We start from the raw sequence: 21,122 nt of genomic DNA, 5'->3' as shown, positions 1-21,122 counted from the left end.
CGCAAAGTCCTTCTCGCAAAAGAACTTTCGCTGATTCGCGCCCCGATGCGCCTCAACACCGTGAGAAATGCGGGCTAATCATCCCAACTTGCTGGTGTTCGATGAGCCGCGGCAGCAGTCTTCTTCGAAGGTCAGTTTCGAGGGCCTGCTGAAGCGCGCATCGGAGTCGAAGCGTCACAATCAGCAGGTTATTTTCTCTACTAGCGAAGACCTGGAAACGCTTCGGCAAATAACCGGAAAGATTGATTGTAGCGAGGTGATCTTTCCGGGTTACATCCTTCAGAAGCTTGAGTGAAGGCGACGGCGGCGTCCGTTTAGCTTCCGATTGTTCTTGTTTCTCCTTAGCAAGCGACCATGACTACGCATTGCATCCAGCATTACGTCGCGAAGTTCCAGGCCGGTCGCCTGGGACTTCTTGCTCTCTCACTGCACTAGCCTAGCTTTATTCGATATTTGCTTTTTTGCCCGGCACCTGGCGCTTTGTCAGCGCGCTCTTTGGGAAACAATCACTTCATCTCCTCCAGCAGCTTCCGCGCCTCACCCAGCAACTCCCGAATCTGCCTTCGCTCGGCGATCGCATTCCTGGTGAACAGGCTTGCGCGCGTTCTGGTTTGCCCTTGGCGCGCCGGATCCCTGGGCGCCCCCGTGCATGCGGCAGCGCTTTTTGCCGTGCGCCGCCGGCGAGCGGCGTGCGCCACTGCTGCGGGTTTTGGCGCCACAACGCGGGCTCGCCGGCATCGGGCCGGTATGTCTGATGTGATCGCTCATGGCTGTGCGTCGCGCTTGGCATCAGCGGAAGCTTGCCCTCGCTTGGAGCCCGAGGTCTTCGGCGGCTTCCGCGCCGCGGATGCCGGCCGATGCATCATCTGCTCTCGTCGCTTGCGTCATAACACCCCCGCGATTAGCCCGAGCTTCAGCGCCTCGTTCGCCTCGACGTACCAGTTCGATGGGGCGCGGCGGATGACTTCCTCAAGCGTCACGCTCGAACCGCTGATGAGGTTCTGAAACCCCTCGTTCTGGATATCGATCGAGCACTGAATTTCGTTGATGATCGCCTGCACGTTGGCAAGGCACAGGGTGAGCGGCCCGTCGATATTCAGGGTCCGCGTCAGTTTGCGCTCGTGGATCATGAGGCGGGAGCCGCGGGTCAGATAGCGATTCTCGCGGGCGAAGAAACTCATAAAGGTCGTCCCGGCTGAATAGATCGCAGCCTTGCCGAGGAATACCAAACGCCGCGCCGGCTCCATCTCGCTCGCATAGCGGATGTCCTCGCCCATCATGCGCGCTACCTCCGGATCGCCGCCAAGGGTCGAAAGTTCGATCACGACGAGATGCTGGCCTGCCGCATTGTCGAATTGCTGGCGGAAGCTGACATACATGCTGTAGTCGATCACCCCTGAGAGAGCGACGGCGGGATTCCGGAAGGCGGATGCCGGAAGGATATCGGCGGACATCCTGATCACCTCAATATCGAAGAAAACCAGCAGAAGATCGCGGCGCAGCACCCTGCAACGCGATCTGAGCCTCAAGGTTCCGTTGAAAGCCGGGAATCGATAACCCAGCCTTCTCATTCCAGTTCGAACAGGCGCCGCCGCTGTGGCTGCACGAAAAAATCAAGGCGCAATAAAGAGCTCCGCTATCCGAACGCTATAACGGGGCCGGTCTTGGGGGCGAGGCCTTGGCGGCCTCGCCTCATTCGCCGCAAAACAAAAGGCCGGCAGATGCCGACCTTTTGCCTTCGAGCTGTCGCTCGGGTTAGTACGTCACGAGGCCGGGGCCGCCCAAGTTGAAGCGGTAGTTCAGGCCCGCCTTGACGGTGTGTTCGTCGTTGCGGAAGCTGCCGACCGGCAACCCCGCCAAGAACACATCGACGTTGCCGAAGTCATAGTACTGGTATTCGAGCTTGGCGGACCAGTTCTGGGCGAACATGTATTCGAGGCCGGCACCGACGGTGTAGCCGTTGCGATCATTGTCGCCGTTGAAGCCATTGGTGAAGCGCGTGTCAGCCCAAGCATAACCGCCTTTGACGTACAGCAAAGCCGGTCCCCAGGTATAGCCTAGACGGCCGGTCACCGAGCCGAGGCCACGATTGGCGAAGCTGCTGTTGGTATCGAGAAAACTATAGTTGGCTTCGAGGCCGAATACCCAGTTCGGCGAGAACTGATAGTCAAAGCCAACCTGTCCACCACCCATGAACGTGCCGTCGTCGTTGTTCCCGAAGCTCGGATCGAGGACGTTGCTGTCACCACCGAAGGCTCCACCAATGTGACCACCGATATAGAATCCGGTCCAGTTGTAGACCGGAGCGACCGCGGGGGGCGGGGCCTTCGTGTAGGGACGGGCGGCAAGATCAGCGGCCGAAGCAGTACCCGCCAACATAAGCAGTGCGGCGGAAGTCAAAAGAGCGCGTTTCATACGTTTCTCCACTAGCAAGCTCTAACTTGCACGGGCTAACGCGCCCAACGCATTTTCGACAATCGGAACCACCCGACTTTTGACAAATCACCTGAAGTGTGGCGCTGTTGCATCATACCTGACAGAGGAAGCCGAGAAGCTCGTTGTACGCTGAAACGCGCTCGGACGATCGAACTATCCGCTGAATGGCGCCTGAAGCGGGCTCACACTGAGGTTAAGATCTGACGCACCCGAGCTTCAGGCGCGTGAAGGAACTGTTCTCGTGATTCAGTTCCGCCAGGTGCGATTAGCTGCAGCCGGGTATGCGAGGACCATCCGGACAGGCCATGGCTGGGAGATCGCGCGTGCGATTGCGGCGGAGCCGGTGCGCCCTGCCGCTACCAATCCCAATGACGAAGAGACCCTACCGATATGTCGGCAGGGTTCAAAGCGGATCCAGTGGAAGGCGCGATGATGAATCGTCGCCTGCAAGTCACTTCATCTCCTCCAGCAGCTTCCGCGCCTCCCCCAGCAACGCCTGAATCTGCCTTCGCTCGGCGATCGCATCCCTGGTGAACAGGCCGTGCTTGCGCGCGTTCTGGTTTGCCTTTGGCGCGCCGGAACCCGGTGCGCCGCCGTGCATGCGGCAGCGTTTTTTGCCGTGGACCGCCGGCGCGCGGCACGCGCCACTGCTGCGGGTTTTGGCGCCACAACGTGGGCTCGCCAGCATCGGGCCGGTATTTCTGATGTGATCGCTCATGCCTGTGCGTCCCGCTTGGCATCAGCGGAAGCATGCCCTCGCTTGGAGCCAGCGGCCTTCGGCGCCTTCCGCGCCGCGGATGCCGGGCGAGCGCGCGCGGTTCGGCCACGCGCAGGCCATCGTTCGCCCCGCGGAGCCGGTGCCATTTCAATTGTGGGTGAGGATGCGGGTGAGGATTCCTGGGCCGCAGGTCGCAACCGACGCGCCCGCTACTCGCGGACCGACGGGCGTTACAAGCTTGCGGAATGATCAAGGAATGCCCCTGATTTGCCCGACGTGTCAAGTTGCCATTCGAGCGCTAGCTGCCGCCTGCACCTTTGCATGGGGTTGTTTTCGATATTCGGGCTCTTTGGTCACGTCGAAATTCGAGGAGGGACATTCATCATCCTTGTCCATGAAGGCGATGCGGCTCTCCAAATGCTGAGCGGTGAGGATGAAGTCCTCAATCTGCTTTCGACTAAGGCCTCCGAGCAGCCTGTCGTGTCGCTTCACGATCTCGACGAAACATCGATCGTTGAGTTCTTCGCCTTGACGCGTCAAGGCAATGACGGTCCGCCGCCGAGAGCTTCCGGACACGTTCTTGATCGTGACGATCTTGCGGTCGGACAGAACGCGAAGCGCGCGACTGACGGCGGCCTTGTCCAGACTTCCAAGCGTCCAGATATCGTAGGCGCTCGAAGGCCCCTTTGCCGCAAGAAACGATATGATCCGCCAGTCCAGCCGCGTTATCCCGAACCGTTCATCGAAAAAGATCTGGGCCGATGCCCTCAAGCGGGTCATGAGGCGCGAAACGACAGTGGGAATGTAACGGTCGAAGTCGATGATGCGCCTATCGTGATCGATCGACGGCCCGAGGTCCCGGGGCTTCCGCTTCATCGTACTTGTCGCAGAGGACTTCTTCGCTTTTGCCATGACTATCGCCAATTTTCTGTCTGCGCCTTGGAGCGGCCGCGAGACCATGTCCCGGGTTCTGCTGGCCTGACGGCTCAACGTACCGGATCGGTCATTCTTGCAATAGGTGTAAAAGCAACTATGGTGCCTCGCGAAGTGCCCCGACCGAGAGGGCGTACGCGGCCGTGTGACGGCCCGAAGGTGAGGAACAGTATGATAGACCGTCGACGGCTTCTCGCTGTAATGTCGGCTTTCGCCGGGTTTTCCGGCGCCAAGGCATCGGCGCAGGATCGGTTTCCTTCGCACAACGTCCGTTTCATCGTGCCATTCACCGCTGGCGGGCCGACCGACGTCATCGCTCGAATCATTAGCGATGCAATGGCCGCAAAATGGTCCGTACCCGTGATCGTCGAGAACAAGCCGGGCGCGGGCACCTTGATCGGTACGGACGCCGTCGCCAAGTCGGCTCCGGACGGACACACCATCGGCGTGGTCATCACCGCCCATGTCATCAATCCTGCGGTGCGCGCCCAGATGCCGTTCGACACCGTGCGCGACCTGCGCGGGCTTACCCAACTGGCCGAGGCCCATATGGTGGTCGTGGCCAATCCCTCGTTCCCGGCCGACGACATTCCCGGCCTGGTGAAAGCCGCCCGTACGCAGAATGAGCCGCTGGCCTACGCCACGCCGGGGCCGGCGACCGCTACTCATATGGCAGCCGAACTGTTGCAGAAGATGGCCGATATCAAGATGCTGCACGTTCCCTACAACGGGAGCGCAAACGCCCTCACCGACGTGCTCGCCAACCGCGTGCCGTTGATGTTCGACGTGTGGCATTCCGTACAGCAGCACGTGCGGGAGAAGACCATCAAAGTCCTGGGCGTCACCAACGCCACTCGCATTCCCAATGCGCCGCAGTATGCCTGCATCGGCGAGACCTATCCCGGCTACGAGGCGAACTCGATGTTCGGGCTGGTGGTGCCGGCCAAGACTCCGGACCTGGCAGTCAACGCCTTGTCGAGCGACCTGATTGCGTTCGTCAAGTCGCCGGGCTTCGCTGCCAAGGCCGAGGCTTTCGGCATGCAGCCGGTCGGTTCGACCCCGCAGGACTTCGATCGCTTCGTGGTCGGTGAAATCGACAAATGGAAGAAGATCGCCTCCGATGCCAACATTCGGCTGAACTGACCGACGAAAAAGGAGCCGACAATGACTGTTCACCATCGTCCCGAATGCCTCGTCGATGACCGTCCCGCGGACAAGGCGTTTCATGTATCGCGCGATGCCTTTACCGATGCGGAGATCTTCGATCTGGAGATGAAGCACATCTTCGAGGCGACATGGTCGTTCGTCGGCCTCGAGTCCCAGATTCCGCGCCCGCACGACTATGTCACCACCTTTATCGGCCGTCAGCCGGTATTGCTGATGCGCGACGGGGAGGGCAGGATCGGATGCTTTCTGAACACCTGCCGACACCGCGCCACCGTCGTTTGCCCTTTTAAGCGAGGGCGGCAGAAGTTCCATGTCTGTCGCTATCACGGATGGGCTTACGACAGCGCGGGTAAGAATATCGCGGTGACCGACCGGGAGGATGGTCAGTACCCCGCCGGCTTCGACGGAGCTGATCGCGACCTCGTTCCGGTCGCGCGGCTGGACAGCTACCGCGGACTCATTTTCGCCAGCCTGTCGGCCGACGTGCCGTCGCTGCCGGAATACCTCGATGACGCCAGGACATTTATCGACCTCGTTGCCGACCAAAGCCCCGTAGGCCAGCTCGAGTTCGTGCCCGGCGACATCACTTACACTTTCGACGCCAACTGGAAGCTGCAGTTCGAGAACGGCCTCGACTATTATCATTTCGCATCGACGCACAGTTCATACGTCGATATTCTGGCGCAACGCGTCAAATCCGGCGATACCGTCGGATTCACGAGCGAGAAGCCGGACGAAGTTGAGGGACAAGGGAGCTTCAATTTCAAGAACGGCCACGCGGTCAACTGGTCGATCAAGCGACAGATGCGCTACGGGCGTGCGCTGGCTGCAGATCCGGCAGGCCTGGCTGAAGTAAAGAGCCGGGTCGGCGACATCAGATTGAAGTGGATGCTGCGGCAGCGCAACCTTACCATCTTTCCAAATTTGCAGATCATCGACATCAGCTCCGCGCAGCTGCGCACATGGAGGCCGCTGTCGGTCGACAAGACGGAGATGACCTCGCATTGCCTGGCACCGGTCGGCGAGAGCGCCGATGCGCGTCGTTTCCGTATCAGGGCATACGAGGATTTCTTCAATCCAAGCGGGCTTGCGACCTCCGACGACAACGTGATGTACGAATTCTGTCAGACCGGATACGCGGCGCAGGCCGGTGACACGCTTGGGCATTTGAGAGGTCTTGAACCCATGGGGGTGGCCGGCGATCACGTGAGCGAGCTTGGCATCTCGCCGCAAGAGTACGCATTCGGTAAACCCGGCTTCGGCGGTGAAACCAACTTCCATTCGGGCTACCGGGAATGGCGCCGGTTGCTGGAACTCGCGACCAAGGGGGCGAACAATGCCTGACGCTGCGCCCCTCAATCATCGTTCGGCATCACTTCACGATCATGCCGAGGTGGAGCGGCTGTTGTTCGTCGAGGCGCATCTTCTCGACGACAAGGCGTGGGACGCCTGGGCCGAGCTCTATCGCGCCGATGCCGTGTTCTGGGTGCCGTCGTGGCTCAACGAATACGATCTGGTGACCGATCCGGATACCCAGATATCCTTCATCTATCACACCTCCCGAGCCCAGTTGCAGGAGCGGATCGGCCGCATCCAGTCGCGCAAGTCGATCACGGCATTGCCGTTACCTCGTACCCTGCACGTTATTACGAACACAGTGTTGTCGGAGCGGGACGAATCTTTCGTCGAGGCGCGGTCCTCTTGGACAACGCACGTGTTCGATCCGCGAACGCGGCGGCAGCATCTGCATTTCGGGGTCTACGAGCATACGCTGGTTCGCAGCCCCGAGGGCTACCGCATCGCTCGCAAGAAGATTGTCATCATGAACGACTGCATTCCAACTGTCGTCGATTTTTACAGCATCTAGGAGGCGTTTACATGACCGTCGAAACGACGAACGGCACGTGGTGCGTGGCAGTGGCGGTGACGGATGTTGCGGTAGACGCGCCCGCTGCCTGCAGTGTGGGGCAGCATGAGATCGCGGTCTATTTGGTTGACGGAACATACTACGCGACGTCGAATATCTGCACGCATGCCTCGGCGCTGCTCACCGATGGCTTGATGGAGGGCTGCGAGATCGAGTGCCCGCTTCACAACGCTCGCTTCGATATACGGACCGGAGAAGCGCTGAGCAGCCCCGCCGAAGTTGACCTTGAAACGTTCATGACTCGCGTAGTCGGTACCAATGTCGAGGTGTTGATCCCAAGCTAAGAGTTCGCGTCGGAGAAAGTGGACGAGAATAGCGGACTTGGCGAAGGTACCTATTATCTATCTCGCAACGCCGCTTCGCTTGTCCAAGCCCACAAGGCATTTTGCGGCTGCATTATGCGCGATCCTGACAAGGCGGCCGCCGCCACGAGTCGATAAGGGAAGTGACGACGAATTCCGTCATTTTCAACGGGTCTGTCCAATTCATCGTGCGCGTGTAAATCGGAAACGCGACGATCCCGTGTACGGCCGCGATCAGGCTGTCAACCGCGCACTTGGCGTCGAGCGAGGAGGAGCCGCAGTCGGCGAGCAGATCCCTGACTATTCGATCGTAGAGAGAATAGGAGCGTGCCACGATCGCAGAGCGTCCGAAGGGGACTCCCGTTGCGTCCTTGACCGCAATCTTGTGTGGCGGAAGAGAGAACAGCATTTGATAATGGTCGAAATTGTCGAGCCAGTACCGCGCTACTCCAAGGAAGACTTTGATCACCCGTTGCTCGGGGTCTGGCTCGCTCGCGGCGATTCCCTCGAAGGCGACTACGGCCGACAGCATGTCCTCTTCGCGGATTGCAAGCAGCAGCGCGCGATGATCGTCAAAGTATTGGTAGATCGTTCCGGGCGAATAACCGGCTGCTGCCGCGATACTGCGCAGCGACACGTTTTTTGATCCCCGATCAGCCAAAAGCTTACGACCTGCTTTGATGAAGGCCGCTCGAAGCTCGTTCCTAGCCTTGTTCGTGTTGGCGCGGGCTCGCGGCTCTCGCCGGGCCTTCGCAAGCTTCGCTGGACGTGTCTTGCTCAAGTGGACCTCTGGATGTGCCGCCTCTTTTATCCGGTGAGGAAGCCTTGCCGCAACAAGCCGTGCCCAAATAAATAAACGCGTTCATTTTTGTGATTGACATTATTGAACGCGTTCAGATAGTTTTTCGAAAGCTTCGGCGGTCGGTGCGGCCGTCCAAAAAGAACGATGGGAGGCTCGCGGTGGCTCAAATTGATGGTGGGCAGGCTTTGGTCGCAACGCTGAAGCGGTTCGGCGTAGACACCATCTTCACCCTGCATGGCGGTCACCTCGACTGCGTCTATCAGGCGGCGGTGGCGGAAGGCTTCCGCATCATCGATCATCGACACGAACAGGCGGCGGGGATTGCCGCGACCGGATATGCGCGAACGACCGGAAAGGTCGGTGTGGCAATGGTTACCGCGGGTGGTGGCATCACGAACGTGGTCACGGCGGTCGCCAATGCCTATTCCGACTGCGTCGCAAGCGTGTTTCTCGGAGGGGCGCCGCCATTGCGAGACTTCGACGCACTGCCGGTCAACAGCGGCTACGACCAGTTATCGGTGATGGGGGGCATCACCAAATGGTCTCATCGTGTCACGCATGTCGAGAGGTTGCCAGACCTCCTCGGGCGGGCTTTCCACATCGCGCGAGAGGGGCGGCCCGGGCCGGTTTATCTCGATCTCCCGAGCGACGTGTTGTTCGCTCTGGTCGAAGAGGGCGATGTGGCTTATCCCGATGGCGAGGCGAGGGTATCGCGGCCCGCGCCGTCAACGGCCGCGGTGGCGGACGCGCTCGAATTGCTGCGAAGTGCCGAGCGTCCCGTCATACTCGCCGGTGGCGGCGTCGCTTATTCGGGAGGCGGCCCTCTACTGACGCGGTTTGCAGATTTGTCCGGCATCCCCGTCGCGACCAACAACAAGTCGCGTGGCGCGCTGGCGACCGACAATCCTCTCTGGGTGCGGGGTTTCGGAACGCTGGGCGCAGCCGCAGCCCGCGGAGCCGGGCAGCCCGATGTCGTGCTGCTGCTGGGCGCGCGGCTTGGTCTCTACACCGGAGGCCGTCGCAAGTCCGTCATTCCGGCTGACGCCAAGATCATTCAAGTTGATATTGCGGCTGAAGAGATCGGCCGCGTGCGCGGCGTGGAGCTCGGCATCGTGTCCGACTGCCGGGAAATGCTGGAGGCGCTGATCGCGCAAGCAGGCAATGGCCCGTGGCCCGACCGCCGCGAGTGGTTGGCCGGCCTCCGAGGGGATCATGCGCCGAGACCTCCGGCTCCAAGCCCGGGTGAGGGGCTCACCCCTGCATTGTTGGCTTCCACGCTCGCCTCGGCGGCTCCGGACGATGCGATCTTTGTGCTCGATGGTGGCGAAACGCCGGCCTGGTTCGATGGCTTCGCCGCAAGCAGCAAGCCCGATCGTTGGCTCGGTCATGGCTATATGGGGATCATGGGCGAAGGTATGCCGCTCGCCGTCGGCGCGCAGGTCGCCCATCCCGACAAGCGCGTGATCTGCTTCTGCGGCGACGGTGCCGTCGGGTTCAACTTCGCGGAATTCGACACGATGGTGCGTCACAATCTCCCGGTCGTAGTGGTCGTCAACAATGACCAGCAGTGGGGCATGTCCGCCCACGGCCAAGATCTGATCTATGGGCCTGGCAAGCGCGTCGCGTCGGACCTTGCCGCGACGCGCTACGATCTCGCGGCCGCCGGGTTCGGAGCGCACCCGGAATACGTAACCAGCTTCGAGCAACTGGGGCCGGCCTTAAAGCGTGCACTCGCCGCCAACCGGCCGGCCTGCATCAATGTAATGACCAAGCCGGTGATGAACCCGATCACTCAGCGCTTCATGGGACTTGCCGCGCAGGGCCTGCGCAGTCCCGAAGGCAAAGCGCGCGTTCCCTATGCCGACGTTTTGGAGGTGTGACGATGGCATCTAACCCTCGTTTGGATGGCAGAGTCGCAATGGTGGTCGGTGGGGGATCCGGCATGGGGCAGGCCGTCGCGCGCCGACTATCGCAAGATGGAGCGCGCGTTGCGGTGGTTGACCGCGACCTCGACGCAGCCAGAGTTACGGTAGGTATGTTGAAGGGCGAGGGGCTGGCCCTCGCCGCTGACGTGGTCAGTGAGGCCGCCGTCGCGAATGCGACAGATGCAATCGCGAAATCGTTCGGACGTCTGGATATCGGCATCAATGCTGCGGGAATCGGAATCAGCTTGGCGCTGACCGATCAGACGCTTGAGCAGTGGCAGCGCGTGCAAGACGTAAATCTCACCGGATTGTTTTTGTGCTGCAAATACCAGGCGCTGCAAATGAAGGTGCGGGGCGGAGTCATCGTGAACTTCATCTCCACCAATGCCGAGCAGCCAGGTGAAGGTCTGTCCGCCTACTGCGCCTCGAAAGCCGGCGCGGCGATGCTGACGCGAGTCGCGGCCATGGAATTGGCAGCGCACAAAATTCGCGTCGTTGGGATCGGGCCAGGGCTCACCGAAACACCAATGGTCAGTCGGCTGCTGTCGTTGCCACAGGCTCGCGCCGAGTTCGTCGACAATATCTTGCTGGGCCGTCCCGGTCAGCCCGATGAGGTGGCGGCTGTTGCGGCGTTTCTGGCGTCGGATGAAGCAAGCTATATCACCGGCGATACAATCTATGTCGACGGCGGTGCGCTTAACCGTCGCTATCCCAGCCTGGCTTCCCGGTCGGCTCCGAGGACCGCCTCATGAAGGCGCTAATCTACGCAGGCGACCACTCGGTGCGCTTCGCCGACATTCCTTCGCCGCGACCGGCCGCAGGCGAGGAGATCGTCGACGTCCTGGTCGCCGGGGTCTGCGGAACCGACCTCGGTGCGGTCCGAAGTGGCCGGCCAGCGCTACCGATCGGCTTGACCATCGGACACGAATTCGTCGGTCGCAGGCAGCGGGACGGTGCGCTCGTCGTCGCTAATCCGATCCTGTCCTGCGGAGAATGCCGTGCCTGCCGCGAGCGGTGTCGCCATCTCTGCGAGAAGCGTCAGGTCTTGGGTGTTCATCGCAATGGCGCGTTCGCCGAAAGCGTTTTGGTCCCGGCGCCTAGTCTCGTCGAAGTAAGCCAGCTAGACCTGACGCGGGCCGCAATGGTCGAACCGATCGCGACGGCGCTGCACGCGTGGCGGCTGTCGCCGATGCCGCGGCGCGACGTTGCCGTGCTGGGTGCCGGACCGATCGGCATGTCGCTGCTTCACGTGCTCAAGGAGAACGGAGTAGCGAACATTACCGTCACGGATATCGCCCCTGAGCGGCGGGCCATGGCATTACAATGCGGTGCCGATGTCGCCACTGAGACGGCGGAAGGCATCTACGATGCGGCCTTCGACACAGTCGGCGCCGTCACGACACGCCGAAATGCAGTCGAAAGTATTCGCCCGGGAGGCACAGCCATCCTGGTCGGTCTGCATTCTCCCGAATTTGCGGTCGCGGGCGGGCCTGTGGTTGCAGGTGAACGCACCATACGAGGCTCCTTCGCCTACTCGCACGACGAGTTCGTCGAATCGATAGGCCTCGCCAAAAGCCTCGACACACGCTGGATCGCTTCCGTTCCATTCCGTCGGAGTGCGGACGTATTCGCCGCACTTTTGATGGGAGCCGGAGATCCGGCCAGCGTCAAAGTGCACTTCAGCATCGCGGACTAAGCCGACGGAAGATCGGAACCAATCGGGGGAAGGAAAAATGAAGAGACTGTTTAAGAATCTGTTAGCGGCGATGGCTGTGGTTGCCGCGTCGCATGCTGTAAACGCGGCGGACGATCCCATCAAGATCGGCATTCTGCTGTCGACGACAGGAGTCGTTGGCTTCATCGGCGATCCCGAACAGAAGGCCGTTGAGCTATATGTCAAGAAGATCAACGATGGCGGCGGGGTGCTCGGACGCAAAGTCGAACTCGTATCGTACGACGACGCATCCGAACCTGCTCGGTCGAGCTCACTGACCAAGCGGTTGATCGAGTCGGACCGTGTGGACCTCATCATCGGAGGAACTATCACGCCGAGCGCAATGGCAATGATACCGCTGGTCGAACGGGCTGAGATTCCCTACATTTCGGTCGGCGGAGGGCTGCCGATCGTCGATCCCGTGAAGAAGTGGGTGTTCAAGACACCACACACCGATCGTCAGGTCGCTCAGCGCATTCTTCAGGACATGAAGGCGAAGGGCTACACGAAGATCGGCCTTCTGTCCGAAACGGCCGGCTTCGGGCAATCCGGCCGCAAGGAAATCCTGGAGAATGCCGCGAGCTACGGCATCACGGTGGTTGCCGACGAGAAGTATGGTCCGAAGGACACCGACATTACACCGCAGCTAACGACGATCAAGAATGCGCCAGGAGTTGAGGCTCTGTTGATCTTCTGCGGCGCCGGCACCAGTCCGGCGATGGCGGTCAAGAACAAGGCAAGACTGGATATCAAGCTGCCGCTCTACCTGCCGCATGCCGTCGTCAATCAGGAATTCTTGAACCTGACGGGGAGCGCTTCCGAAGGCGCGCGGATGCCGACGGCTGGCTTCGTCGTTCCGGATGGCGTCGCAGCCGACGATCCACAGAAGCCCGTGATCGACGGCTTCTACGCCGGCTACAAGGAGATGTACAAGGAAACGCCGTCGCCATTCGCCGGCAATTCGTACGACGCCATTGTCATCGCAGTCGACGCGATCCGCCGTGCAGGCTCGACCGACAAGGCAAAGGTACGCCAAGCGATCGAGGAAACACGCAAGCTCCCAGGCCTTAATGGCGTGTTCACGATGTCCGAGACGGACCATCTGGGTCTCGCGTTGACGTCCTTGCGGATGCACGTCGTCAAACACGGAAAATTCGTGCCGGAAAACTAGTTCGATCCGCGAAACGGCTCGCCGACATCCCCTGATGACGGGATGCCGCGGCGTCGACGCAGCGGCCGATGTGTGCGCGCTGAAGAACGCCTCTTCAGCGCCTACGGAGCAACCAATGCTATCGCAATTCCTTCAGTTCCTACTGGCCGGCCTGACCGTGGGGGCGACCTACGCACTCGCGGCTCTCGGCTACACCCTCGTCTATAACGCGAGCGGAATGATCAATTTCGCCCAGGGTGAATTCATCATGCTGGGCGCGATGACGGCCTCGGCGTTGGTCGCAGCCGGCTTTCCCTTGTCGAGTTCGCTTGCCATCGCTATCGCGTTCACCACGCTCGTCGGCTTCGCTATGGCCAAATTCGCTGTTGAACCGGCACGTACGACTTCGATGACTTCGCTGATAATCATCACGCTTGGAGCCGGCCAGGTAATCCGAGGCGCTGTCGAAATCGGGCTAGGCAAGGGGAACCATGCCTTGCCCGGGCTTTCCGATGACCGCCCTCTGAATGTCCTTGGCGCTGCGCTGGCTCCGCAGGCGCTTTGGATCATGGGGATTTCACTCGTCATCGTGATTGCCCTGTTCTGGTATTTCAACGCGACTATGCACGGCAAGGCTCTGGTCGCCACCTCACACAATCCACTGGCCGCTCAGCTCGTTGGCATCAACACGATGGGAGTGCTGACGCTTTCGTTCGCCCTGTCGGCGGCGCTAGGTGCGATCGGGGGCGTGCTGCTCGCCCCGCTCACTTTCACCAGCTACAGCGCCGGCACCATGCTTGGACTCAAAGGCTTCGTCGCCGCCGCCTTCGGTGGCCTCGGTAGTTCGGTCGGAGCGGTCGTGGGCGGATTAGCCCTCGGCGTGATCGAGGCGATGACGGCCGCGTACATTTCCGCCGCCTATAAGGACGCGGTCGCCTTCGTCCTGATCATCCTGCTTTTCTTTCTCGCACCGCACGGCCTATTCGGTGCCAAGACCTCGGATCGCGTATGAATATCTCACCACGCTTCGCCGGGCTCGGAGTCTTGGTTGCTGGGCTCGCGATCTTTCCCCTGCTGGGACCCAACGCCTTCGTCTACGATATGGCGATCCGAACGATCATCAACGCGGTCGTCGTGATCGGGTTGAACCTGCTGTTCGGCTACACCGGACAGATCAGTCTCGGCCATGCCGGCTTTCTGGGCCTCGGCACATACGCTTCCGCGATCTTGACGACGCATGCCGGCTTGCCGCCGCATGTCGCGCTCGGAATGGGCGCAGCAGGTACCGGTGTCCTGGCCTTCGTGATCGCACGGCCGATCTTGAGCCTGAAGGGCCACCACCTGGCGATGGCAACGCTCGGCATGGGCATCATCGTCTCCATCGTGCTCAACAACGAGATGCAATATACGGGCGGGTCGGACGGTATGTCCGTTCCGGCATTGGCGATCGGCCAATGGCAACTGAGAGGTGACCGCAACTGGTATCTTCTGGTCTCCACTCTGTTGCTGATCGCCGTCTGGGCGGCGACAAACCTCGTGCACTCGCCCGCTGGACGCGCCCTACAGGCGATCCGTGGCTCGGAAGTAGCCGCCCGTGTCGCCGGCGTCGACGTCACCAACGTGAAGGTAAAGGTATTCGTACTTTCCGCCATTGTAGCGAGCGTCATGGGGAGCCTCGAGGGGCACTATCTGGAATTCGCGACGCCCGATAGCGCGGGCTTCGTGCGTTCGATTACGCTGATGGCGATGGTAATCGTGGGCGGTATGGCATCTATCGCGGGCTCCTTGATCGGCGCGGTCATGCTGACCGTGCTTCCGCAGGCTCTTTCAGCCTTCGAGGGCGGCGAGACAGTGGTGTTCGGCATCATACTGGTCGCAACCATGATCTTCATGCCCAATGGCCTCGTGCCGACGGTGCGCGATCTGGTGGCGAGGGTCCAGACATGAACTCGCTCGAGGTCAGAAATCTATCGAAGCGGTTCGGCGGTGTTACGGCGGTCGACGATCTGTCGTTCACGGTCGAACCCGGATCCATCTACTCGATCATCGGGCCCAACGGAGCCGGCAAGACGACGGTCGTCAACTTGCTGTCGGGAATCTATGTACCTACTGCGGGCACGATCACCATGATAGGTGAGCCTACCTCGGGTCGATCGCCGGACAAGCTCGCCAGACTGGGTCTTAGCCGCACGTTTCAGAACCTCCAGATATGCATGAACATGAACGCCATCTCCAACGTGATGATCGGCGGCCATATCCGTTTGGATCCAGGCTTCGTGAGTGCGCTGTTGCATTTGCCGCATATCCGCAAGCAAGATGCGGATTTGCGCGCAGAAGCGGACGCACTGATGGCCTTCGTTGGTTTGTCCCAGTACCGGAAAGCGCAGGCATCGCAAATGCCGTATGGGGCGTTGAAACGCCTTGAAATAGCGCGGGCGCTGGCTGCGAAGCCGCAGATACTGCTTCTCGACGAGCCGGCCGCCGGGCTCAATCACGTCGAAACGGAAGAAATCTCCGTCTTAATCGAACGCATCGCGGCGACAGGAGTGACCATCGTTCTCGTCGAGCACGACATGAAGCTGGTGATGCGGGTATCGACGCGCATTTTGGTCCTCGACTACGGCAGGAAGCTTGCCGAAGGCCGACCGGAAGACGTGCGGGCTGATCCGCAGGTCATTGCGGCTTATCTCGGAGCTGCCGCATGAGCGTTATTCATCAGTTGGCATCCGCCATGCCCTCCACAGAAGACGAGCCGCTGCTCGAAGTTAGCGGGCTCCAAGCTCGATACGGACCGATCGAAGCGCTTCATGGACTCGATTTCGCCGTGGCGAGGGGACAATTGGTCGCGCTGGTGGGTGCCAACGGCGCCGGCAAGACGACGCTCCTGCGCGTCCTCTCCGGCGTGCATCGTGCGGCAACCGGGACGATCCGCTTCGAGGGCGCCGACATTTCGCGGCTTGCGTCCCACAAGCGCGTGGCACTCGGCATCTGCCAGGCTCCGGAGGGGCGCCAAGTCTTCGGTCCGATGTCCGTCGAGGACAACATCCGTCTCGGTGCCTATCGCCGGCAGAACGGTCAAATCGACCAGCGCATGGAGCAGGCCTATTCGCTCTGTCCTGTGCTGAAGGTGAAGCGCAAGTTGCCGGCCGGAACGCTTTCGGGCGGTCAGCAACAGATGCTTGCGATCGCGCGCGCCCTGATGGGCGAGCCAAAGCTGCTGCTGCTCGACGAACCGTCGCTCGGACTTGCGCCGCTTCTCGCGGCGGAGATCTTACGCGTGGTGGATCGGCTGCGACAGGATGGCATAACCATTCTCCTGGTCGAGCAGAATGCGCGCGCTGCATTGGCGATCGCCGACGTCGGTTACGTCGTAGAGACCGGCCGGATCGTCAAGTCGGGATCCGGACCCGACTTGCTGCAGAGCGATGACGTGAAGCGCGCATATCTCGGAATGTAGTGTAGAGGCTCAGGTGATAGACATCGACCATCGTATCATCAAAGCGGGACTCAGGTCGTTCTCCAAGCACCAAGGATGATGAAAAAGGGAGAAAATTCGGCGTGACCAGATTGGACAAACAGACGCTGGAGAATGTCGGCCGGTCCTGGGTGGAGGGATGGAACAAGCACGACGCCGACGAGTTCGCGCGCCTCTTCAGAGAAGATGGTGAGTACATGGATACGGCCTTCGGCGCGTTGCGTCGCGGCCGCGACTTCATGAGGCGTCATCATCAACTCTGGCATCGCGCCATTTCCGGCTTTCGAATGGTCCCCGAGAGAATCATAGCCGGTGATTCTGTTGTGGTGGTTCAAGCAGTCGGTCAGGGGACCTTCGACGGCGAGAGCCTCGGCGGAGGCAAAGTAGTCGCAACGGGCAAGACCTTTCGTGCTCGTCTGTGCGCCGTATTGGCCATCGCAGACGATGGCAAAATAGCCAGGTGCTCGGAATACTACGACAGAAGCCTGATGCCTGATGGTCGGCAGGCCCCATTTCGCGATCTCGACCACATCTAGGAACCGAAGGAGCGATAACATGCCGGCTTCGAAGCTAGCAAAGGTCAATCGGAAGGCGCCCGACGTTTCGCGGTTTCCTGTCCTCGATCCGCTGCAACTCGGCCATTTGCGTCATATTCAGAATCTTGCCAGTCAGCCCGACGGCGAATGGTCCAAAATGGGTATCCCGGACCCTGGGCAGGAATGGCTGGACTCCTATCGCTATCAGCTTGCGCAGATGGCTTATGCGATCGGCTTGGCCCATTATCACCGATTGCCGGCGGCGCCCGCAGCATTTCGCGGCACTTTCGACAGGCTGATCCGCAAGATGCTGCGCCGCGAGGTCTGGGGGTACTGGAAGGACACGAGCCAGTCGGGGCTGTACGTCAATCCGGACATCAAAGAGCTGCGACAGGGATGGACCGATCCGGTGGTCCGCGAGAACATTATGTATAGCGGACATTTGTCGGCCATGGTGGGCATGTATGGCATGCTGTTCAACGACGACAGCTACGATCAGCCCGCCGCATTGACCTTCGTGCATAACCCGATCTTCTGGGGGATGGGGCCTGAAAAGTTCGAGTATAGTCGCAGCTCACTCAACGAGGTCATCTACTGGCAGATGGTCGAAAACGGCTGGCTGGGCGTAGCCTGCGAACCGAATTGTATCTTCATCGTCTGCAATCAATTTCCCATGCTTGGTTTCCGTTTCTCGGACGTGCGCAAAGGGACCTCGGTGGCCGACGAAGCAACGCGGAGCTACCGCGCGGCTTGGGACAAGAAAGGCATCTTCTCGGCGGAAGGTTGGTTTCACGGTTGGTGGCGCGTCGAGCAAGATGATTTCGTGCCGCCGAAAAGCGTCGGTTGGACAGCATGGGGCGGTGCAGTCATGAACACATGGAACCGCGATTTCGTACACGGCATCTATCGGGATCAATTGCGGGGAGTCCTGAAGTACGGTCGTGACGGCCTAGTATCGCTTTACCCGAACTCCGTGGTGCCGCAAGTGCGCAAGGCGCTCGACAACGGTCGTTCGGTCGATGGCATCGAGGATCGCGCCTATCCATGGCCAATGCCGGATTTTGGTTACGTCGCCATGCTGCTCTCCGAAATGGGGGATAGCGACCTGAAAGGTCTGCTCGCGCATGCCGACCGACACATGTCGCCGACCTGGAGCGACGGCGGCCTCTACTATCCGCGCAGCGATCAATCCTATGATGAGGATGGCAACCTCATCCGTATGGATCGGCTCACCGGCAACGCGATGCTGGCCTACGCTCGTCTCAACGTGCCGGACGGGCTTTGGGCTCTTTATAACAAGCCTTGGAACGGTGAGCATTTTGCTCTTCCGGCCCTGCGGCGGATCACGTCCGCTGTCGACGTAACGCGCGCAGTGTACGATCAAGTTGAGAGATGTCTGGTCGCGACGCTTCAACCGAGAGACGCAGGTGCGCTAGATGTTGACCTTGACATTGGACCACTGGCGCCGAATGCGAGTTGGACCCTCTTCATCGACGACGTCGCTGTCTCCGACAGTCGCGACGGGGCGCTCGTGAGTGCGGATTCCGTGCACGTCGCAGCGCGCGACCAGACTCTTGCCGTGGGCCTCCGGCTGGAGAAGCCGACCACGCTCATTCTTGAGATTGGCGATGTCTGACTGTTGTATGGGAGAATCGGGCAGCGGTCAGACCGCCCGGGTCGGAGGTTCCTTCGATCTGATCGATCATTACGGCAACCCCGTAACCGATGGTAGCTATCGCGGCCAATTCATGTTGCTGTTCTTCGGTTTCACCCATTGCCGGGCCGTGTGCCCGGCGGCTCTTTCATGTCTATCGCGGGTCATCGACCGACTCGGGCCGTTGGCCACGCACCTCCGACCGCTCTACATCACGGTCGATCCGGAGCGCGATACTCCGGCTGTCATGAAGGCCTTCCTGGAAGGCAAATTCCCGCATTTCACCGGCTTGACCGGCTCGCGGGACAACATCGAGCACGTCAAAAGGCTCTATAAGGTCTTCGCGAGGCGCGCGGCGGATCCGGATGACGCGGCCGGGTATCAAATGCCCCATACCGCTTTCACGTATCTGGTCGGACCTGACGGCAAGTATATCACGCATTTCACCGATCCGAGCGACGAGGACGAATTGGTTCAACGTATCGGCAGGCACATCCGCTGCACATCTGCTATTTGCGGAAATGTCTAGCGTTCGTGCCGAAGCCAGGTGGAGAGGAGGGCATCGAGCACCTCTTCCGCCATCTTGATCGGGCTGGACCATTCGAGAGTGTGGGTGTGCAGGGTGAAAGCGACGATTCCGTGGGTCGCGGCGATCAGAGTGTCGGTCGCCACGCGTGGCGAGCATGGGGGCGTAGCGTATGGAGCAAACAGGTCGTCTACGAGCTGCCGATAGAGTGAGTAGGACCGGAGCACTACAGCCGAACGTCCGAACGGCGACCGGCCCGGCTTGGCGGACTGTTCAGGACGAATTGAGAACAGGACCCTGAACTCTTCGGGTCGTTTCAGCCAGTGCCGGATGGCAGCGAGGAAGACCGTCCGCAACCGCTGTTTCGGGTCGGCAACCCGCTTCGCTATCCTTTCCAGATTGTCCACCACGCGGGACATGTCCTGTTCGCGTACCGCGATGAATAGCTCGTGCTGATCCCTAAAATACTTGTAGACCGTCCCTGGTGAGTAACCGGCCTTGGCTGCAATCTTGCGCAAAGAGACTGTCGATGGATCCTCGACAGCAAACAAGTGCCGTCCGACAGCGATCAGATTATCTCTGACATCCTTTTTCTGTTCGTCAGTCCGCGCCCGCGCGCCTGGCGCAGGCCGTCTCCCGAGGACAGGTCTATTTTCGTTGGTCGATTGTTCGCGCTTCATGTTTGGGCTCTTGCAGCAGGGTCTCGGCTCGCAATCAGGAGCTTGCTCGATTTACCTGTAGAAGCGATCTTTGCAAATGGCAGTTCGGCGCCGATTTGCCTCGAAGCGCCGACCAAAACAGCCCGCTGGACGCAGCGGACCATCGTTCGGCTCCGTTTGACATCACTTGCGAGCGTGGAAGGCGGAATAGGACGATCAAGTATTGCGAGAAGTTCGTCGACGGATTTGAAAAAAACTTTGCCAAGGCTGTACAATGGGACGATGGCAAGCTGATCGTGAGGGGCGGCTGATGCAGTTGGTGGCTCGGCGAATTCGATCCGCGTTCGATCAGATTGTCTCACAGCGTAATCCCGCGCCCGCTTCGCACCGAGAGCTGAAGGCTGACCGATAAAGCCTTTTTTCGACGGGCATCCGCTCCTCGGAAACAAACCCATGAGCCGACGCCTACTCGGCGCGCTGCCCGTTACGCGTCGAGCAACGCTCCGTTTCCCGTTAGGGCGACCGTCCCTACGCGGCGGTATGGATCGTTCCGCGACGAGCGTCCCTTACCGTCAGCCAGATCGCCGAAATTAGGAAGTAGAAGGCGCCAAAGGCAGCGTAGGGTGCGATGTCGGCGATGCTCGGCACGTTCGCGCCGCCCGCTGCGTGAATGAAGAACACTCCAGCCAGGGCGGATTGCGCGCCGCTCAGAATCATCGCCCATTGTGCTCCATAGGATTTCCAGCGGCGGACGCCCGTCGCGAGTTGGAATGCGCCGGACAGAACGGCCCACACACCGAAGACGGCCAGAACGGCGTTCATGCTTTGCGTAAGCGCGGCGGCGACACCGAACATCGTGAGTGTACTGACCACGAGATTGAGCGTCTGGCTCGGGTTGCCGACGAGGCCGCCGTTGCTCGCCGCATCCACATAGTTCGCGGCCGCGTCCCAAGCCGGGTAGACAATCAACATGACCGCAGCGACTTGCGGAACGTGGCGTCCAAGGGTGAAGGCGAGAGCTACCCAGATCAGCGAAAAGGCCGCGCGAACATAGTAATATCCCTTCAACCAACCAGACGCCGAGACGGTCGGAACTTGCGATCGTTGACTTTGCATGTTTGATAACTCCGCTATTTGTCTTCCTACTAGTAGGTAGGATAACGACTGTCAATAGCCGCAAACCACGCCGCTTTCAGCG

General features: G+C 60.4%; 23 protein-coding genes. 15 read left to right on the top strand and 8 right to left on the bottom strand.

Going from position 1 to position 21,122, the window contains the following annotated elements; all coding sequences use genetic code 11:
* Positions 1 to 537: 537 nt before the first annotated feature.
* The 5 genes from AC5ZG5_RS20280 to AC5ZG5_RS20260 all read right to left on the bottom strand — a co-directional run bounded on the left by AC5ZG5_RS20280 (position 538) and on the right by AC5ZG5_RS20260 (position 4,114).
* Positions 538 to 738, bottom strand: a complete 201-nt coding sequence (locus tag AC5ZG5_RS20280; RefSeq protein WP_456643727.1) for an HGGxSTG domain-containing protein — start codon at positions 736 to 738, stop codon at positions 538 to 540.
* Between the two features lie 146 nt (positions 739 to 884).
* Positions 885 to 1,454, bottom strand: a complete 570-nt coding sequence (locus tag AC5ZG5_RS20275; RefSeq protein ID WP_456643718.1) for a peptidase S14 — start codon at positions 1,452 to 1,454, stop codon at positions 885 to 887.
* 301 nt (positions 1,455 to 1,755) lie between these two features.
* The gene (locus tag AC5ZG5_RS20270) at positions 1,756 to 2,415 is read right to left on the bottom strand and encodes an outer membrane protein (protein WP_028161675.1); all 660 of its coding nucleotides are present in this window, start codon (positions 2,413 to 2,415) and stop codon (positions 1,756 to 1,758) included.
* A gap of 472 nt (positions 2,416 to 2,887) precedes the next feature.
* Entirely contained in the window at positions 2,888 to 3,154 is a 267-nt protein-coding gene (locus AC5ZG5_RS20265) for an HGGxSTG domain-containing protein (protein WP_456643717.1), read from the bottom strand.
* 279 nt (positions 3,155 to 3,433) lie between these two features.
* Positions 3,434 to 4,114 (bottom strand): MarR family winged helix-turn-helix transcriptional regulator, encoded by a 681-nt coding sequence (locus tag AC5ZG5_RS20260; protein ID WP_456643716.1) that lies wholly within the window; start codon positions 4,112 to 4,114, stop codon positions 3,434 to 3,436.
* 144 nt (positions 4,115 to 4,258) lie between these two features.
* Here AC5ZG5_RS20260 and AC5ZG5_RS20255 point away from each other — a divergent pair, with 144 nt between their 5' ends.
* From AC5ZG5_RS20255 to AC5ZG5_RS20240, 4 genes are all read left to right on the top strand, one after another.
* Positions 4,259 to 5,230: a tripartite tricarboxylate transporter substrate binding protein gene (locus tag AC5ZG5_RS20255; RefSeq protein ID WP_456643715.1), complete on the top strand. Its 972-nt coding sequence runs from the start codon at positions 4,259 to 4,261 to the stop codon at positions 5,228 to 5,230.
* 129 nt (positions 5,231 to 5,359) lie between these two features.
* The gene (locus AC5ZG5_RS20250) at positions 5,360 to 6,598 is read left to right on the top strand and encodes an aromatic ring-hydroxylating oxygenase subunit alpha (protein ID WP_456643714.1); all 1,239 of its coding nucleotides are present in this window, start codon (positions 5,360 to 5,362) and stop codon (positions 6,596 to 6,598) included.
* Entirely contained in the window at positions 6,591 to 7,121 is a 531-nt protein-coding gene (locus tag AC5ZG5_RS20245; protein WP_130222980.1) for an aromatic-ring-hydroxylating dioxygenase subunit beta, read from the top strand. Before AC5ZG5_RS20250 ends, AC5ZG5_RS20245 begins: the two co-directional genes overlap by 8 nt.
* A gap of 11 nt (positions 7,122 to 7,132) precedes the next feature.
* Positions 7,133 to 7,465, top strand: coding sequence for a non-heme iron oxygenase ferredoxin subunit (locus AC5ZG5_RS20240; RefSeq protein ID WP_456643713.1), 333 nt, complete (start codon positions 7,133 to 7,135; stop codon positions 7,463 to 7,465).
* A gap of 112 nt (positions 7,466 to 7,577) precedes the next feature.
* Here AC5ZG5_RS20240 and AC5ZG5_RS20235 read toward each other — a convergent pair whose 3' ends face one another.
* Positions 7,578 to 8,264, bottom strand: coding sequence for a TetR/AcrR family transcriptional regulator (locus AC5ZG5_RS20235; protein WP_456643712.1), 687 nt, complete (start codon positions 8,262 to 8,264; stop codon positions 7,578 to 7,580).
* 179 nt (positions 8,265 to 8,443) lie between these two features.
* Here AC5ZG5_RS20235 and AC5ZG5_RS20230 point away from each other — a divergent pair, with 179 nt between their 5' ends.
* The 11 genes from AC5ZG5_RS20230 to AC5ZG5_RS20180 all read left to right on the top strand — a co-directional run bounded on the left by AC5ZG5_RS20230 (position 8,444) and on the right by AC5ZG5_RS20180 (position 19,268).
* Complete coding sequence (locus tag AC5ZG5_RS20230; RefSeq protein WP_456643711.1) at positions 8,444 to 10,165, top strand: thiamine pyrophosphate-binding protein; 1,722 nt, start codon at positions 8,444 to 8,446, stop codon at positions 10,163 to 10,165.
* A gap of 2 nt (positions 10,166 to 10,167) precedes the next feature.
* Positions 10,168 to 10,962: an SDR family NAD(P)-dependent oxidoreductase gene (locus AC5ZG5_RS20225; RefSeq protein WP_456643710.1), complete on the top strand. Its 795-nt coding sequence runs from the start codon at positions 10,168 to 10,170 to the stop codon at positions 10,960 to 10,962.
* Positions 10,959 to 11,906: a zinc-dependent alcohol dehydrogenase gene (locus AC5ZG5_RS20220; protein ID WP_456643709.1), complete on the top strand. Its 948-nt coding sequence runs from the start codon at positions 10,959 to 10,961 to the stop codon at positions 11,904 to 11,906. The genes AC5ZG5_RS20225 and AC5ZG5_RS20220 overlap by 4 nt, the downstream gene beginning before the upstream one ends.
* Positions 11,907 to 11,943: 37 nt before the next feature.
* Positions 11,944 to 13,095 carry an ABC transporter substrate-binding protein gene (locus tag AC5ZG5_RS20215; protein WP_456643708.1) on the top strand — a complete coding sequence of 384 codons (1,152 nt, stop codon included), beginning with the start codon at positions 11,944 to 11,946 and terminating at the stop codon, positions 13,093 to 13,095.
* Positions 13,096 to 13,210: 115 nt separating this feature from the next.
* Complete coding sequence (locus AC5ZG5_RS20210; RefSeq protein ID WP_456643726.1) at positions 13,211 to 14,086, top strand: branched-chain amino acid ABC transporter permease; 876 nt, start codon at positions 13,211 to 13,213, stop codon at positions 14,084 to 14,086.
* On the top strand, positions 14,083 to 15,021 hold the full coding sequence (locus tag AC5ZG5_RS20205; protein WP_456643707.1) for a branched-chain amino acid ABC transporter permease: 939 nt from the start codon (positions 14,083 to 14,085) through the stop codon (positions 15,019 to 15,021). The genes AC5ZG5_RS20210 and AC5ZG5_RS20205 overlap by 4 nt, the downstream gene beginning before the upstream one ends.
* Positions 15,018 to 15,779, top strand: coding sequence for an ABC transporter ATP-binding protein (locus AC5ZG5_RS20200; RefSeq protein ID WP_456643706.1), 762 nt, complete (start codon positions 15,018 to 15,020; stop codon positions 15,777 to 15,779). The genes AC5ZG5_RS20205 and AC5ZG5_RS20200 overlap by 4 nt, the downstream gene beginning before the upstream one ends.
* 50 nt (positions 15,780 to 15,829) lie before the next feature.
* A complete protein-coding gene (locus tag AC5ZG5_RS20195; RefSeq protein ID WP_456643725.1) occupies positions 15,830 to 16,531 on the top strand; it encodes an ABC transporter ATP-binding protein in 702 nt (233 codons plus the stop codon).
* Positions 16,532 to 16,632: 101 nt separating this feature from the next.
* Positions 16,633 to 17,085: a nuclear transport factor 2 family protein gene (locus AC5ZG5_RS20190; protein WP_456643705.1), complete on the top strand. Its 453-nt coding sequence runs from the start codon at positions 16,633 to 16,635 to the stop codon at positions 17,083 to 17,085.
* A 19-nt stretch (positions 17,086 to 17,104) separates the two neighbouring features.
* Positions 17,105 to 18,721 (top strand): linalool dehydratase/isomerase domain-containing protein, encoded by a 1,617-nt coding sequence (locus AC5ZG5_RS20185; RefSeq protein ID WP_456643704.1) that lies wholly within the window; start codon positions 17,105 to 17,107, stop codon positions 18,719 to 18,721.
* Between the two features lie 7 nt (positions 18,722 to 18,728).
* Positions 18,729 to 19,268 carry an SCO family protein gene (locus AC5ZG5_RS20180; RefSeq protein ID WP_456643703.1) on the top strand — a complete coding sequence of 180 codons (540 nt, stop codon included), beginning with the start codon at positions 18,729 to 18,731 and terminating at the stop codon, positions 19,266 to 19,268.
* Here AC5ZG5_RS20180 and AC5ZG5_RS20175 read toward each other — a convergent pair.
* Both AC5ZG5_RS20175 and AC5ZG5_RS20170 read right to left on the bottom strand, forming a co-directional pair.
* Positions 19,265 to 19,945 (bottom strand): TetR/AcrR family transcriptional regulator, encoded by a 681-nt coding sequence (locus AC5ZG5_RS20175; protein WP_456643702.1) that lies wholly within the window; start codon positions 19,943 to 19,945, stop codon positions 19,265 to 19,267. The genes AC5ZG5_RS20180 and AC5ZG5_RS20175 overlap by 4 nt on opposite strands.
* A 507-nt stretch (positions 19,946 to 20,452) precedes the next feature.
* Positions 20,453 to 21,040: a DUF308 domain-containing protein gene (locus tag AC5ZG5_RS20170; protein WP_456643700.1), complete on the bottom strand. Its 588-nt coding sequence runs from the start codon at positions 21,038 to 21,040 to the stop codon at positions 20,453 to 20,455.
* Positions 21,041 to 21,122: the final 82 nt, after the last annotated feature.

It is taken from the genome of Bradyrhizobium sp. Ses1 (assembly GCF_059512365.1).
Note: the sequence above shows the minus strand (reverse complement) of the source record. Positions and strands in the feature narration are given on the sequence as shown.

What these genes read in the sequence shown, in the direction of transcription:
- AC5ZG5_RS20280 (WP_456643727.1), bottom strand. Translation starts at nt 738, where the DNA reads ATGCCGGCGAGCCCGCGTTGTGGCGCCAAAACCCGCAGCAGTGGCGCA.
- AC5ZG5_RS20275 (WP_456643718.1), bottom strand. Translation starts at nt 1,454, where the DNA reads ATGTCCGCCGATATCCTTCCGGCATCCGCCTTCCGGAATCCCGCCGTC.
- AC5ZG5_RS20270 (WP_028161675.1), bottom strand. Translation starts at nt 2,415, where the DNA reads ATGAAACGCGCTCTTTTGACTTCCGCCGCACTGCTTATGTTGGCGGGT.
- AC5ZG5_RS20265 (WP_456643717.1), bottom strand. Translation starts at nt 3,154, where the DNA reads ATGAGCGATCACATCAGAAATACCGGCCCGATGCTGGCGAGCCCACGT.
- AC5ZG5_RS20260 (WP_456643716.1), bottom strand. Translation starts at nt 4,114, where the DNA reads ATGGTCTCGCGGCCGCTCCAAGGCGCAGACAGAAAATTGGCGATAGTC.
- AC5ZG5_RS20255 (WP_456643715.1), top strand. Translation starts at nt 4,259, where the DNA reads ATGATAGACCGTCGACGGCTTCTCGCTGTAATGTCGGCTTTCGCCGGG.
- AC5ZG5_RS20250 (WP_456643714.1), top strand. Translation starts at nt 5,360, where the DNA reads ATGAAGCACATCTTCGAGGCGACATGGTCGTTCGTCGGCCTCGAGTCC.
- AC5ZG5_RS20245 (WP_130222980.1), top strand. Translation starts at nt 6,591, where the DNA reads ATGCCTGACGCTGCGCCCCTCAATCATCGTTCGGCATCACTTCACGAT.
- AC5ZG5_RS20240 (WP_456643713.1), top strand. Translation starts at nt 7,133, where the DNA reads ATGACCGTCGAAACGACGAACGGCACGTGGTGCGTGGCAGTGGCGGTG.
- AC5ZG5_RS20225 (WP_456643710.1), top strand. Translation starts at nt 10,168, where the DNA reads ATGGCATCTAACCCTCGTTTGGATGGCAGAGTCGCAATGGTGGTCGGT.
- AC5ZG5_RS20220 (WP_456643709.1), top strand. Translation starts at nt 10,959, where the DNA reads ATGAAGGCGCTAATCTACGCAGGCGACCACTCGGTGCGCTTCGCCGAC.
- AC5ZG5_RS20215 (WP_456643708.1), top strand. Translation starts at nt 11,944, where the DNA reads ATGAAGAGACTGTTTAAGAATCTGTTAGCGGCGATGGCTGTGGTTGCC.
- AC5ZG5_RS20210 (WP_456643726.1), top strand. Translation starts at nt 13,211, where the DNA reads ATGCTATCGCAATTCCTTCAGTTCCTACTGGCCGGCCTGACCGTGGGG.
- AC5ZG5_RS20205 (WP_456643707.1), top strand. Translation starts at nt 14,083, where the DNA reads ATGAATATCTCACCACGCTTCGCCGGGCTCGGAGTCTTGGTTGCTGGG.
- AC5ZG5_RS20200 (WP_456643706.1), top strand. Translation starts at nt 15,018, where the DNA reads ATGAACTCGCTCGAGGTCAGAAATCTATCGAAGCGGTTCGGCGGTGTT.
- AC5ZG5_RS20185 (WP_456643704.1), top strand. Translation starts at nt 17,105, where the DNA reads ATGCCGGCTTCGAAGCTAGCAAAGGTCAATCGGAAGGCGCCCGACGTT.
- AC5ZG5_RS20180 (WP_456643703.1), top strand. Translation starts at nt 18,729, where the DNA reads ATGGGAGAATCGGGCAGCGGTCAGACCGCCCGGGTCGGAGGTTCCTTC.
- AC5ZG5_RS20175 (WP_456643702.1), bottom strand. Translation starts at nt 19,945, where the DNA reads ATGAAGCGCGAACAATCGACCAACGAAAATAGACCTGTCCTCGGGAGA.
- AC5ZG5_RS20170 (WP_456643700.1), bottom strand. Translation starts at nt 21,040, where the DNA reads ATGCAAAGTCAACGATCGCAAGTTCCGACCGTCTCGGCGTCTGGTTGG.